The organism is Bradyrhizobium sp. 62B (assembly GCF_030272265.2).
Taxonomy (GTDB): Bacteria; Pseudomonadota; Alphaproteobacteria; order Rhizobiales; family Xanthobacteraceae; genus Bradyrhizobium.
In genome coordinates, this window is record NZ_CP092841.2 from 3,823,795 (window position 1) to 3,837,022 (window position 13,228).

Annotated in this window: 16 protein-coding genes; 7 read left to right on the forward strand and 9 right to left on the reverse strand. The window is 65.4% G+C overall.

Annotated elements, in window-relative coordinates; all coding sequences use genetic code 11:
• The gene (locus tag ML401_RS18005) at positions 1–579 is read left to right on the forward strand and encodes an HdeD family acid-resistance protein (RefSeq protein WP_285812608.1); all 579 of its coding nucleotides are present in this window, start codon (positions 1–3) and stop codon (positions 577–579) included.
• 234 nt (positions 580–813) lie between these two features.
• The gene (locus ML401_RS18010) at positions 814–1,899 is read left to right on the forward strand and encodes a 3-deoxy-7-phosphoheptulonate synthase (RefSeq protein WP_285812609.1); all 1,086 of its coding nucleotides are present in this window, start codon (positions 814–816) and stop codon (positions 1,897–1,899) included.
• A 57-nt stretch (positions 1,900–1,956) separates the two neighbouring features.
• Here ML401_RS18010 and ML401_RS18015 read toward each other — a convergent pair whose 3' ends face one another.
• From ML401_RS18015 to epmA, 3 genes are read right to left on the reverse strand one after another with little or no spacing between them, the layout of a single operon-like run.
• Complete coding sequence (locus tag ML401_RS18015) at positions 1,957–2,208, reverse strand: hypothetical protein (RefSeq protein ID WP_285812610.1); 252 nt, start codon at positions 2,206–2,208, stop codon at positions 1,957–1,959.
• A gap of 31 nt (positions 2,209–2,239) precedes the next feature.
• A complete protein-coding gene (locus ML401_RS18020) occupies positions 2,240–3,334 on the reverse strand; it encodes a lysine-2,3-aminomutase-like protein (protein WP_285812611.1) in 1,095 nt (364 codons plus the stop codon).
• Positions 3,331–4,395, reverse strand: a complete 1,065-nt coding sequence (gene epmA, locus ML401_RS18025; RefSeq protein WP_285812612.1) for an EF-P lysine aminoacylase EpmA — start codon at positions 4,393–4,395, stop codon at positions 3,331–3,333. Before epmA ends, ML401_RS18020 begins: the two co-directional genes overlap by 4 nt.
• A 162-nt stretch (positions 4,396–4,557) precedes the next feature.
• Between epmA and efp the strand changes: the two genes are divergently transcribed.
• The 3 genes from efp (at position 4,558) to ML401_RS18040 (ending at position 7,838) form a co-directional block, all read left to right on the forward strand.
• Complete coding sequence (gene efp / locus ML401_RS18030) at positions 4,558–5,124, forward strand: elongation factor P (RefSeq protein ID WP_194402209.1); 567 nt, start codon at positions 4,558–4,560, stop codon at positions 5,122–5,124.
• A 24-nt stretch (positions 5,125–5,148) separates the two neighbouring features.
• Entirely contained in the window at positions 5,149–6,771 is a 1,623-nt protein-coding gene (locus ML401_RS18035; protein WP_259210437.1) for a M23 family peptidase, read from the forward strand.
• A gap of 80 nt (positions 6,772–6,851) precedes the next feature.
• Positions 6,852–7,838 (forward strand): DUF808 domain-containing protein, encoded by a 987-nt coding sequence (locus ML401_RS18040; RefSeq protein ID WP_285812613.1) that lies wholly within the window; start codon positions 6,852–6,854, stop codon positions 7,836–7,838.
• A gap of 4 nt (positions 7,839–7,842) precedes the next feature.
• On the opposite strand, the gene ML401_RS18045 is transcribed toward ML401_RS18040, so the two are convergent.
• Together ML401_RS18045 and ML401_RS18050 are read right to left on the reverse strand one after the other, a co-directional pair.
• Positions 7,843–8,346 carry a cupin domain-containing protein gene (locus ML401_RS18045; RefSeq protein WP_285812614.1) on the reverse strand — a complete coding sequence of 168 codons (504 nt, stop codon included), beginning with the start codon at positions 8,344–8,346 and terminating at the stop codon, positions 7,843–7,845.
• A 21-nt stretch (positions 8,347–8,367) separates the two neighbouring features.
• On the reverse strand, positions 8,368–8,847 hold the full coding sequence (locus tag ML401_RS18050) for a carboxymuconolactone decarboxylase family protein (RefSeq protein ID WP_285812615.1): 480 nt from the start codon (positions 8,845–8,847) through the stop codon (positions 8,368–8,370).
• Positions 8,848–8,902: 55 nt separating this feature from the next.
• Here ML401_RS18050 and ML401_RS18055 point away from each other — a divergent pair, with 55 nt between their 5' ends.
• The gene (locus ML401_RS18055) at positions 8,903–9,433 is read left to right on the forward strand and encodes a MarR family winged helix-turn-helix transcriptional regulator (protein ID WP_285812616.1); all 531 of its coding nucleotides are present in this window, start codon (positions 8,903–8,905) and stop codon (positions 9,431–9,433) included.
• A 35-nt stretch (positions 9,434–9,468) separates the two neighbouring features.
• Here the strand turns inward: ML401_RS18055 and ML401_RS18060 are convergent, their stop codons facing one another.
• Together ML401_RS18060 and ML401_RS18065 are read right to left on the reverse strand one after the other, a co-directional pair.
• Positions 9,469–9,720, reverse strand: a complete 252-nt coding sequence (locus tag ML401_RS18060) for a hypothetical protein (RefSeq protein ID WP_212066408.1) — start codon at positions 9,718–9,720, stop codon at positions 9,469–9,471.
• A 71-nt stretch (positions 9,721–9,791) separates the two neighbouring features.
• Positions 9,792–10,052: a hypothetical protein gene (locus tag ML401_RS18065; RefSeq protein ID WP_194402216.1), complete on the reverse strand. Its 261-nt coding sequence runs from the start codon at positions 10,050–10,052 to the stop codon at positions 9,792–9,794.
• Positions 10,053–10,195: 143 nt separating this feature from the next.
• Between ML401_RS18065 and ML401_RS18070 the strand changes: the two genes are divergently transcribed.
• Positions 10,196–11,425, forward strand: a complete 1,230-nt coding sequence (locus ML401_RS18070; RefSeq protein WP_285812618.1) for a lytic murein transglycosylase — start codon at positions 10,196–10,198, stop codon at positions 11,423–11,425.
• 64 nt (positions 11,426–11,489) lie between these two features.
• On the opposite strand, the gene ML401_RS18075 is transcribed toward ML401_RS18070, so the two are convergent.
• Both ML401_RS18075 and ML401_RS18080 read right to left on the reverse strand, forming a co-directional pair.
• Entirely contained in the window at positions 11,490–12,281 is a 792-nt protein-coding gene (locus ML401_RS18075) for an aldolase (protein ID WP_211417156.1), read from the reverse strand.
• A gap of 94 nt (positions 12,282–12,375) precedes the next feature.
• Complete coding sequence (locus ML401_RS18080) at positions 12,376–13,185, reverse strand: SDR family NAD(P)-dependent oxidoreductase (RefSeq protein WP_211417157.1); 810 nt, start codon at positions 13,183–13,185, stop codon at positions 12,376–12,378.
• Between the last annotated feature and the right edge of the window lie 43 nt (positions 13,186–13,228).

Below are 13,228 nucleotides of genomic sequence, written 5' to 3' on the forward strand. Positions count from 1 at the left end.
ATGACATCGCCCGAGGATTTTTCACGGCTGCAATCCGCCATGAACCGGACGGTCAAGGCGCATTGGAAGGCCTTCCTGTTCGAAGGCATCCTGCTCGCCGTTCTCGGCGTCGCGGCACTGATCCTGCCGCCGCTCGCCAGCCTTGCGATCGCGATCTTCCTGGGCTGGATGTTCCTGATCAGCGGCATCGGCGGGCTGATCGTGACCTATTGGGCACGCAGCACGCCGGGCTTCTGGTGGTCGCTGATCTCCGCTGCGCTCGCCGTGCTCGCCGGCCTGCTGCTGCTGGCCCGGCCGATGCAAGCCGTGCTGACGCTCACCATCGTGCTTGGCGCCTATTTCCTCGCCGAGGGCGTCGCCACGATCATGTATGCGCTGGAGCACCGCCGCGAGCCGGGCAGCCGCTGGTCGTGGCTGCTGATCTCGGGCCTCATCGACATCGCGATCTCGTTCATGGTGATCACGGGGCTGCCGAGCTCCGCGGAATGGGCCATCGGCATCCTCGTCGGTATCAATTTGCTGTTCGGCGGCGCCAGCCTGATCGGCATGGCGATGGCGGCACGCAATAGCAACACCTGAGGCGCCTGGTCGCTTGCTGCTCCGATTGGGGGGTGACAAGGTGGCAATGACGCGCTATATGGCCCGGCATGATCACCGTCGCCACCAGCTATTTTTGGTACTTTAGCTACGACAGCTCGCTGGCGGCAGGAGGATCGCGCTCAATCTGAAATATTGCAGCAAACGTCCGAACAAGCCGCCAGACCTGGCGGCTTTTTTATTGGCCGGCAGGTTCGAAACAAACAGGAGCCCGCCGTGCTGAGCACGACCGACGATCTTCGCATCCGCGAACTGAAAGAACTGAGCACCCCGGACGAGGTGATGCGGGAGGTCCCGCGCACGCTCACCGCCACCCGTGTGGTGATGGCCGCGCGCAACGCCATCCACGCCATCCTGAGCAACCAGGACGACCGCCTTCTGGTCGTCGTCGGCCCCTGCTCGGTGCATGATCCCAGGGCCGCGCTCGATTACGCCGAGCGCCTTGCAAAGCTGCGCGAGGATCTCGCCGATCAGCTCGAGATCGTGATGCGGGTCTATTTCGAGAAGCCGCGCACCACGGTCGGCTGGAAGGGCCTGATCAACGATCCCGATCTCGACGGCAGCTTCGACATCAACAAGGGCCTGCGGCTGGCGCGCAACGTGCTGTCGGCCGTGAACAATCTCGGCCTGCCCGCCGGCGCAGAGTTTCTGGACATGACGACGCCGCAATACATCGCCGACCTCGTGTCCTGGGCCGCAATCGGCGCGCGCACGACCGAGAGCCAGATTCATCGCGAGCTGGCTTCCGGCCTGTCGTGCCCGGTCGGCTTCAAGAACGGCACCGACGGCAACGTACGGATCGCAGCGGACGCGGTGAAGTCGGCCTCGCATCCGCATCATTTCATGGCCGTGACAAAACTCGGCCGCTCCGCGATCGCCTCGACCGCGGGCAACGAGGATTGCCACATCATCCTGCGCGGCGGCAGCAAGCCGAATTACGACGCGGCAAGCGTCGCAGCGGCCGGCAACGAGCTGGCGAAATCGGGCGTCGCACCGCTGGTGATGGTGGATGCGAGCCACGCCAATTCGAGCAAGAAGCCGGAGAACCAGCCGTTGGTCATGGCCGACATTGCCGGCCAGATCGCCGGCGGTGAGAACCGCATCATGGGCGTGATGATCGAGAGCAATCTCGTTGCCGGCCGCCAGGACGTCGTGCCGGGCAAGCCGCTCGTCTACGGCCAGAGCATCACCGACGGCTGCATCGACTGGCCGACCACGGCGACTGTCCTCGAGCAACTCGCCGACGCGGTCGAGGTCCGCCGCAACACCCGCCGCGCCGGATTGCACGAGCGGTCGGCGTAAGGTCCGCGCAAATGCGGGCGGGGCGAGTCGTGGCGCCCTGCCCGCAAATATTATGGATCAGCAGCCGCGGCAGATGCTCTTGATCTTCTTGTCGAGCGCCTGGTTTTCCTTGCTGAGCGGATCGTTCGGATCGGTCACATTCTTCTCGCTCGGCACGTCCGAGACGCGCGGCTGGCGATGGCCCACGGGAGCCTGCGGCAGAGATCCGGAGCTCGCACCGCCCGACGTCGATCCCTTGGTGCCGGTCTGTGCAACCGCTGCGCCGCCGAGCAAGACCACGAGCGATGCTGCCAGCATGATCTTCTTCATGTCCGATCCTCCATTCTCAAGCCGGCGCTTCTCACCGCTCAGGCGGATAGAGATGAACGTCGCCGCAATAGTCCACGATACGATAGCGCGTTTCGGCTCCCGCTTCACCCGCGCCGGGTGCGGTATTTTGTGCCGCCGATATGTAGCTCGGCCCCACCGGCGATTTGCCGGCGCCGCCGGGAATGTCGATGACATAGTCCGGCTGACACAGTCCTGACACCCGACCACGCAACTGCCGCATCAAATCCTGTCCCGCCGCCAGCGTCGTGCGCAGATGCGCGGTGCCCGGCGCGAGATCGCCGTGATGCAGATAATAGGGCTTGATCCGGCACTCGACGAAAGCGCGCATCAAATCCGACAGGGCGGCAATGTCGTCATTGACCCCGCGCAACAGCACGGACTGGCTCACCAGCGGAATTCCGGCATCGACGAGCCGCGCGCAGGCGGCACGCGCCGGCCCCGCCAGTTCGCGCGCGTGATTGGCATGCACGGCCAGCCAGGTGGTCGCGCCGTCGACCTTGAGCGCCGCAACCAGCTCGTCGCTGATGCGGGCGGGATCGGCCACGGGCACGCGGGTGTGAAGGCGGATGACCTTGACGTGATCGATGGCCGCGAGGTCGGCCATGATCTCGCCCATCCGGCGCGGCGACAGCATCAGGGGATCGCCGCCGGTCAAGATCACTTCCCAGATCTCGCCATGAGACCGGATGTATTCGATCGCCGCGCGATAGGCGTCATCCGAGAGCGCGCTTTCCTTGCCGGGCCCCACCATCTCGCGGCGGAAGCAGAAGCGGCAATAGACCGCGCAGACGTGAACGAGCTTGAACAACACGCGATCGGGATAGCGATGCACGATGCCGGGAACCGGCGAGTGCGGATGATCGCCGATCGGATCGGCGTTTTCGCCCGGCTGCATCTCGAGTTCGGCAGCGGTCGGCACGAATTGGCGGGCGATGGGGTCGTCCGGATCGGATGTGTCGATCAGTTCGACCAGCGCCGGCGTGATCGCGACCGCATAGCGCGCGGCCACGCGCTCGAGCGCGAGCAGCTCTGCGGCCGGAGCAAGATGCTCGGCCACGAGTTCGGCCGGCTCACGCAAGGTTCGGGCAAGATTGCTGTTCGTCATCTCTCGCTTGACGTTTCATTTGCAGGCGGCGTCCAAACCACCTGATCAATTCGCGATGCGCCGCTCGCCAGCATCACCAGCCGGTCGAAGCCGAGCGCAACACCGCTCGCCTCCGGCATGGCCGCAAGCGCGGCCAGAAAGTCCTCATCCAGCGGATAGGCTTCGCCGTAGCGGCGCTGCTTCTCAATCATCGACTCCGTGAAGCGATTGCGCTGCTCCTCGGCATCGGTCAGTTCCCCAAAGCCGTTGGCGAGCTCGACACCGCACGCATAGACCTCGAAGCGCTCGGCAACCCTGGGATCCCCAGCCTTCACCCGCGCCAGCGCCGCCTCTGGAGATGGGTATTCGAACAGGATGGTCAAACGGCCCTGTCCCAGCTGCGGCTCGACATGCTCGACCAGAACCTTGCTGAAGATGTCGGACCAGGTGTCGTCCCCGGCGATTCGAACCTTCCCGGCGGCCGCCCCGGCGAGCGCGGCACGGTTACTCTCGCTGCCCGAAATTGTCGACAGCAGATCGATGCCGGCGAACCGCTCGAAGGCCCCTGCAACCGTCAGAAGCTCCGGCTCGGCGAAGGGATCGGCGGTCCTGCCCCGGAACGCGAAAGTCCCGATCCCGGTCGCCTGCGCGGCGCGGGCGATGACCACCACGGTGTCGGCCATGATGGCGTCATAGGGAGCGCCTGCCCGATACCATTCCAGCATGGTGAATTCGGGCAGATGCAGATCGCCGCGCTCGCGGTCCCGGAACACCCGGGCGAGCTCGAAGATCCGGCTCTCGCCCGCCGCCAGCAGCTTCTTGCAGGCGAATTCGGGCGAGGTCCGCAGGTAACGGGTGGCGCGGCGGCCATCCGGCCGCATCAGCTCGGTTCGGGGGGCGTGCAGATGGGTCTCATTGCCCGGAGAGACCTGGAGAACCGAGGTTTCGACCTCGACGAAGCCCTGCTCGGCGAAAAAGTCCCGTATTGCGCCGGTAATGGCCCCCCTTGCCCTCAGGAAGGGCCGCCGGTCGAGGTGACGGTCGGGCGACCAGAACGGTGAGATGGGCTTGTCCCCAGTCATTAACCGACCACCCCGCGCGCGAGCAAAACGCTGGCATCTAACGGCAAAATCAGTATGTTGCGGCCCGAAACGGGCGCTGAGGTCCGATTTGAGGCCCCAAGTCCCCCATCGATTTGACCATGTCCTGGCCGGTGCCGGGCCAAGCAAGCAGGAAATATAGCTTTGAGAGTCATCGCCAGTTCTATTCGCAAAGGCAACGTGATCGAGCAAGACGGCAAGCTCTATGTCGTCGTGAGCGCCGAAAACATCCACCCCGGCAAGGGCACCCCGGTCAGCCAGATCGAAATGCGGCGAATCTCGGACGGGGTAAAGATCTCCGAGCGCTACAAGACCACCGACCAGGTCGAAAAGGCCACCATCGAAGAGCGCAACTACACGTTCCTGTATGAAGATGGCGACGGCTACCACTTCATGAACCCGGAAACCTACGACCAGGTCCAGGTCTCCAAGGACGTCGTCGGCGACGCGGCCGCGTATCTTCAACCGGACATGACTGTCAAGCTGTCGACCCACGACGTCAACGTGGTCTCGCTCGCGCTGCCGCAGCGCGTGACGCTGGAAGTGGTCGAGACCGAGCCGGTGACCAAGGGCCAGACCGCCTCCTCTTCCTACAAGCCCGCGGTGCTCTCCAACGGCATCCGCACTGCCGTGCCGCCGCACATCTCGGTCGGCACCCGCATCGTGGTGATGACCGAAGACGGCTCCTATTCCGAGCGCGCCAAGGACTGACGGGGAACAGAAGGGTCGCAACAGGTGGCGCCGGGGGGCGAGACAGTGGTTGGGAAGGGTTTCCGCTTCGTCTCGCACCTTCTGGCGTCGCTTTCGCTCCTCATGGCCACCCCGCTCGCTGCGGATGAATTCCGCAGCCCCTCGCTCACGGCTCTGCGCGTCGACTGGCGCGCAGCGCTCGACCAACTCCGCACCGAGATCAACAGCCGCCCACGGGTCGCGGACGACTTCATCTTCGCGCCTCGCCGTTCGGTACCGCGCTACGATCCGCGCGCGACGCCCGCATTGGTGCAGCTCAACGCGGTCTCCTCGCGCTTCTTCACTGGCATCACCCGCAGTCCCGTGCCCGTGCTGCTGCCGTTCGACGCCGCCACCTACCTCGAGGCGCAGCGCAGCGGCGCGCCGGCGATGCTCGCGCTCTCGCGCTACCAGGCGGACTTCAATCCCGTCGACATGTTCGATGCAGGCCCCGCCGGCTACAGCGCGACCTTCTCGCTGGAGCCCGGCGCCGGTGACGGCATGCCGGCGCGCGTGTTCGCAAGGCCGGTCGAAGTGCAGATCACGGGCTCGGCGCTGGTCTACGACATAGCCGATCCCTCGGGCGGCAAAGGCGAGCCGGTCAAGCCGCTCGCGACGCTCTACCCGGACCTGCGCAGGTTCATCCGGGAGGGCTATTTGCGCTACGCCTTCACCCGTTTCGGCGTCGCCTATGTCGTGTCGATCCAGTGCCTCGACAGCGTGGCCAAGCCGCGGCGGCTCGCCTGCAAGGAGGCCTATCCCGTTGCCGAACGATTCCTGAAAGCCCTGCGCGTCGCCGGCGGCCAGCGGATGCGGCCATTGACGGATATTGCCTCCAACATCCTCGATCGTCCCGCGGAGCGTTCACTGGACTTCAGCTACCGGCCGAGCGGCGACATCATCCCGAACACCGGTTATCGCAAGCAGGGCGGCCACCCCGACGCGATGGCCTATGCCCAGATCCGCTTTCCCCTCGAAAAGGCGCCCGCCTTCGTGCGCTCGCAATCCTACGGCAAGCGCGACAAGAGCGATGGCCCGACCGCCTATCCCTGGCGCGACAATTTCTGCGAGTCACGCAGTTTCGAGGTGTGGCAATGTGGCGGAGGCTACGGCCATCAGGGCGAGGACATCCGCGCCGCGGACTGCCCGCCCCCCGGCGACGGCCGAGAACCCTGCGATCCCAAGCAGCGCGGCGTCGTCGCCGTGCGCGACGCCATCGTGATCCGCGCAGCCAAGGACCAGGCCGCGACGCTTCAAGTCAACAGCCGCACCGAGCACATCCGCTTCCGCTACATGCACATGAACCCGCACGCGATGAACGCCGACGGCGTGCTCAACGGCCGCATCGTCACCGAAGGCGAGAAGATCGGCGTGATCTCCAACTATCTCGACCATCCCGCCGGAACGTCGATGCATCTGCATTTCGACGTGCAGGTGTTCACACGCGACGGCTGGATCTGGGTCAGCCCCTACGTCACCCTGGTCTCCGCCTATGAACGCCTGATCCATGCCCGCGGCCGCGAGGTTGGCCCTGAGATCGCGGTCACGGCACAGCCGGTCGCCCATGCGCTGCCCGAGGATGTGCTCAAGCCGGACCTGCGCGAGGGATCGAGCGGCGAGGAGAACTGACGGCGTGCTCGTTCGTTGCCGGAGCGTGCAAGAGCATCTTGTCGCGCGCTCCGCCCGCTCGAACGAAGAAGGACAGGTTGATGAGTGTCGGACTGATCGGTCTTCTCGATGATATCGTAGCGATTGCAAAGGTTGCAGCAGCTTCGCTCGACGATGTGGCGAGCCAGGCTGCCAAGGCAGGCACCAAGGCGGCCGGCGTGGTGATCGACGACACGGCCGTCACCCCGAATTACGTGATCGGCTTCGCCTCGAAGCGCGAACTCCCGATCGTCGGCAAGATCGCGGTCGGGTCGCTGCGCAACAAGCTGCTGATCCTGCTCCCCATCGCCCTGTTGCTCGGCTATTTCCTTCCCGCCGCGGTCACGCCGCTGCTCATGCTCGGCGGAGCCTTTCTCTGCTACGAGGGCGCCGAAAAGGTGCTCGAAGCCGTGATGCCGCATCATGCGCACGACCACGAAGCCCAACTCCAGCCGATCGCGCTCAATGCCCGGTCGGTCGAGGATGAGAAGGTCGCGAGCGCCATCAAGACCGACTTCATCCTGTCGGCGGAGATCATGGCGATCACGCTGGCGGCCCTTCCGGCGGGCAACCTCTGGACGCAGGCGCTGGTCCTGGCGCTGGTCGGCTTCGCGATCACGGTCGGGGTCTACGGCGTGGTGGCCCTGATCGTGAAGGCCGACGATGCCGGCCTGGCTCTTGCGCGCTATGAGGGCGCCCCAGTGCCTGGCGGCGCGATCCGCTTGCTTGGACGCGCGCTCGTTCGCGGCATGCCCACCTTCCTGACGGTGCTGAGCACCATCGGCACGGCCGCGATGATCTGGGTCGGCGGCGGCATCATCCTGCACGGCATCGAAAAATACGGCCCGCCCGCGGTCGGCCACATGGTCCATGCCGCAACCGAGGCTGCCGCGCACACTCTTCCATCGGTCGCCGGCATCGTCGAATGGTCGGTCGAAGCCGCCATTTCAGGCGTGCTCGGACTGCTTGTGGGCGCACTTGCGATTCCGGCAGTCCAATACGCTCTCTCACCTGCTTGGAAGCGGTTGAGGCGATCGCGGCCGGCCTGACTGGTCACTCCAAGAACGTCGTGAGCTGCGCACCCTCATCCGCGACGAACACCGCGATCAATTCCGCCGGCTCGGTCAAGCTGGCATTGGCGGAGACCAGGTGCGTCGCGCCCGGCGGCTCGAAGAAGGACTGGCCGACGCCGAAGGTCTCGACCGGGCCGCCGCCGAGCTGGGAGCGGATCTCGCCCTTGGTGATGTAAGCCGTCACCGAGCCTGCGTGGCGGTGCGGCCGCGAAAACCCGCCGGGCCCGTAGGAGACGCGCACGATGGTGACGCGCTTGCCCGGAACGTTAGGCAGCGCGTATGAGCCGATCGGCTCGACCTTGTCGAGCGGCGAGCCCTCCGCGGCGCTGGCGCACAGTGGGGCCAATGCGCCCGAGACCGCGTCCATTGTCACCGGAAGCGCTTTGCCGATCGCCAGCGCACAGGCGAGCCCCGCGACGACGGCGAACATTGTTGAGCGTGACGGCGCCGGGCGTTGAACGGCAGAGAAACTCAGGGCTGTCATAATGACCTCCTCGCGTGCTGTTCAGGATGCCGCAGCATTCGCGGCCACCGGCCGCGACGCCGGCGTCCAACGGAATGCGGCACCAAAACGGTTCCAGACGTTGATCGAGGCGATTGCCGAGGTCAGGTACATCAGCTCGGTCTGTGAGAACTCACGGGCAGCATCCGTGTAGACCTCCTCGCTGACGCCCTCGGGCAGCAAGGTCAACGCCTCCGCCCAGGCCAGCGCTGCACGCTCGCGCGCGGAGAAGATCGGCGCCTCGCGCCAGACCGCGACCAGATGAAGCTTGTCGACGGGAACGCCAATCCGCTCCGACAGCAGGACGTGGTGCTGCACGCAGAAGGCGCAGCCGTTGATCTGAGAGGCGCGCAGCTTGACGAGTTCGACGAGCTGCTTGTCCAGGCCGGCCTTGGTTGCGAGCTGACCGAGCGCGAGCACCACATCGTAGACGTCGGGCGCGATCTGCTTGAAATCCTCGTATTCGCTGCGGGCATGTGACATTTGCGATTCACCTCGTCTTATTGTAAGTGTCCTTATATCTTATAAGAGCTCTGATATGTCGCGCAAGACTGCCGCCGCCACAAGATCGAAAATTGCCCGCAAGCTGCCCGAGCCCGCCGACGACGGCGCGATACGTGTCCCCGCGCCCGGCGAAGGCAAGCGCGGGGAGCAAGGCTATCTCGGCTATCTCTTGCGCCAGGCCCACGCCGCGGTTCGGCTGAAGATGGAACGGACCCTCGCCGATCTCGGCGTGACCTCGCCGCAATTCGCGGTGCTGACGATGCTGAACGCTTATCCTGGGCTGTCAGGCGCCGACGTCGCGCGCCTCACCTTCCTGACGCCGCAGACCGTCGGCGTCATCATCCGCAATCTCGAACGTGACGGCGCGATCGTGATGACGCCACATCCCGTTCACGGGCGCATCCAGCAATGGACGCTGACGCCGCGCGGTGCGACGCTTTTGAAGGCGTGCCGGGAGCGTGTGATCGAATTGGAGAAGCGTCTTGCTCGGGGCCTGGATATAAAGACGGAGACTGCAATCCGGCGCTGGCTCACCGGCATCGCGACCGAGCTGCAAGGGGATTAGGCGCCCTGAATCCCGCCGCTTGCGACCGCATGACTCTACCCGCCTTTCAGCACATCCTTCACCTCGCCGTCGGGCCAGGCTTCGCCTGCGGCGATCACCCGCACGCGGGTGTTATCGGCAGCACTGACCAGCACATGCGAACTCACCCGGTCGCCGCTCGGCTCCAGGTGCAGCTCCGTTTCGGGCTTCCAGCTCAGCGTCGTCGCGAGATCGCCGGGAAAGATCTGCCATTGCGATCCGTCGTCGAGCTCGACGACGTGGCTTTCCGCATGGGCGCGTATCTTCATTCCACCCCGAATTGCCATTGAGCGGCTAGCGTGCGGAAGGCGGGCCCCGGACCTACCGGGGCCCTGCTCCGTCAGTCGTTGTCGTGATGGATCACGGTCTTGCTGCGATTGCCGAATTCATCCTGCTTCTTGATCACCGTGGTGCGTTCAGAGGGCTCGCGCTCCCTGATGACGGTGGTGCGGTCGCGATCACGGTCTCGCTCGCGGTACTCATGGGACTGACCAACCGTCACGCCCGCGCCGACCGGGCCGACATGAACGCCGACTTCATCAGCGAACACGGGCGTCGCAACGGCGGTGACCAGGGCGGCGGCAAACAGATATTTCCTCATATTCTCCTCCTTATCTCGTGCGGAAGGAATGCGGGACTGCGACAGTTTGTTCCGACGGAACGAGCATCGAGGCGACACCGAATCGTGCATCGCTGTTCCAGGAACCGACTCACACGGGCCGTGTTTCCGGCTAGAATGTGCCAATGCAACACGCTGATTCCTCGCCCCATCAAACGCGCCGCGCGCTTCTGAAATCCACGCTGGGCGCGGCCGCCCTGCTCGCATTGCCCGCGAGCGTTCGCGCTGCGCCTCCGGGATTCGAGGAATGGCGCGAGAGCTTTCGCGCACGCGCCATGGCGAAGGGCATTTCCGCCGCGACCTGGCAGCGCGCGATGGGGCGGGTCGAGCCCGACATGAGCGTGTTCAAGCAGATGCGCAACCAGCCCGAATTCCACGAGCAGGTCTGGCAATACATCAATCGCCGCGTCTCCGATTGGCGCATCATCAACGGCAAGATCGCGCTGAAGAACAACGAGGCGCTGCTCGCCCGCGTCGAGCGCGATTTCGGCGTCGAGCGTGGCACATTGCTGGCACTGTGGGGCGTCGAGTCCGCCTATGGCGATCCCCTCGTGCAGCAGAACCACATGACCCCGGTGTTTCCCTCGCTCGCCGCGCTCGCCTGGAACGAGCCGCGCCGCAAAGCCTATTGGGAGACCGAGCTGATCAACGCGCTGCGCATCGTCGAGAAGGGCTGGAGCACGCCCGAGGAGATGAAGGGTTCATGGGCCGGCGCGATGGGGCATTCGCAATGGATGCCGGAGGTCTGGCTCAATGTCGGCATCGACTATGACGGCGATGGCAAGGTGTCGCCCTTCGGCAAGCCCGACGACGCGCTGGGCTCCACCGCAAAATATCTCGTCAATCGCGGCAAATGGCATCGCGGCGAACATTGGGGCTATGAGGTGCGCGCGGCCGGCAATATGAGCGGAAGCCGAACCTATGCGGCTTGGCAGGCGGCCGGCGTCACCCGTGCCGACGGCCAGCCTTTCCCGCAGCCGAACGCATCCGCGCAGATGTGGACGCCCGTTGCGGGCGGGCCGACGTTCCTGCTTGGACCGAATTTCTACTCGGTGAAGAGCTACAACCCTTCCATGAACTATGCGCTCGCGATCTGCCATCTCGGCGACCGCTGCCTCGGCGCGCCGCCCTTCATCCAACCCTTCCCCGGCTCCGAGCGCGCACTGACGCTTGCCGAGGTGCAGGAGATGCAGACGCGCCTGACCAAAGCCGGATTCGACACCGGCGGCACCGACGGCCGCGTCGGCAACGACACCATGAAGGCTATCAAGGATTTCCAGCAGCGCGCGGGGATCACGCCGGCGGATGGCTATGGCGGACTGAAGGTGCTCGCGAAGCTGCGGCAGGGGTCGTAGGCCGACGCCCTCTCCCGCGTCATTCCGGGCTCGGGCTTCGCGCGCCCCGGAATGACAGCTTGCCTCAATGCCGGTACTGCGGCTCCTCGGCATCCAGCTGCCGGCGGATCGCAGCGAGATGCAGCCGCGCGGATTCGCTGTCGCCCTCGCGCATCTGCCTGTAGGTTTCCGCAGCGATCGCCGGGTCCACCGGCAGCACTTTCCGTCCCGTCGACATTGCCAGCACCTGCACTTCGGCGGCGCGTTCGAGGTAGTAGAGATCGTCCCAGGCTTCCGCGATGGTCGGGGCCAGCACCATCACGCCGTGATGCTTCATGAAGACGATGTCGGCGTCACCCACGGCCGACGCGATCCGCGCACCCTCTCGCTTGTCGAGTGCCAGGCCGTTATATTCGCGGTCCACGGCCGTCCGGCCATAGAATTTCAGCGCGGTCTGGCCGGCCCAGATCAAGGGATCGCCCTCGGTCATCGACAGCGCCGTGGCATAGGGCATGTGAGTATGGAACGCGACTTTCGCGCGCGGGAGCAACCTGTGCATCTCGGCATGGATGAAGAACGCGGTCGCCTCGGGCACGCCCTCGCCATCGAGCACGTTGCCGTGAAAGTCGCAGATCAGGAGCTTCGACGCGGTCAACTCGCGAAAGGCGTAGCCATAGGGGTTGACGAGGAACAGATCATCATGACCGGGCACCACGGCCGAGAAGTGGTTGCAGATGCCCTCCTCAAAACCGTTGCGCGCCGCCATGCGGAAGCAGGCAGCCAGATCCTCGCGCGCGGTGCGGATCGCATCGGTGGCGAGGTCCGGCCGGTTGGAGCGGAACGGCGCGGGTGAGGACGCGTGAAGACTGTGCGCCATGGCGAAGGACCTCTGTCGGACGGGAGCTATCCGCGTTGTACAGCGGCCGCGCCGGCGCGTCAGCCCCTGCGCGTGCCACCCTGCCCTGCGCGGCTCAGGCTCGCCGCGGCACGCCCCCGGCGTTCATGCCGCCGTCGATCACGAGCTCGCTGCCGGTGACGTAGCGCGAGGCATCGGAGGCCAGATACAGCACGCCGGAGGCGATCTCCGCGGCCTGCCCGGCGCGGCCGAGCGGCGTTGCGACCTTGGCCCGCTCGTCTGGATCGATCGGCGCGTTCTGCCCGGCCCCGGTCGCCCCCGTCGGGATCTTGCCCCAGATCGGGGTGTCGATGATCCCTGGATGAACCGAGTTGACGCGGATGCCGTCGCCCGCCGCCGCGCATTCCATCGCGATCGACTTGGCGAACAGCCGCACGCCACCCTTGGTCGCCGAATAGGCCGACAACCCGGGCGCGCCGCGCAGGCCCGCTAGCGAAGACATCATGACGATCGAGCCGCCGCCATGCTTGCGCATGAGGGGCAGGCAGTGCTTCACCGAGAGAAAGACACCGTCGAGATTGATCGCGTTCTGCTTGCGCCAGTCGGCGAGCGTCATGTCGACGATCGAGGGCACGGCAATGCCGATGCCGGCATTGGAGACCATGATATCGAGCCGGCCGTAGCGCGTGGCGACCTCGTTGACGATTTCGATCCAGCGCTCCTCGCTGGTGACGTCCTGCTCCAGGAAGACCGCCTTGCCGCCGGCTTTCGTCACGCGCTTGGCGAGGTCGGGCCCGCGCAGCTCGTCGATGTCGGTGATAACGACGGTGGCGCCCTCGCGCGCGAACAACTCGACGATGGCTTCACCGATGCCCGAGGCCCCGCCCGTCACCAGCGCGACCTTGCCCTCAACCTGCCCTGCCATGTTCACTCCCTTTTTTGTTGTTTGAGCGATCTGGTTTTAGCGC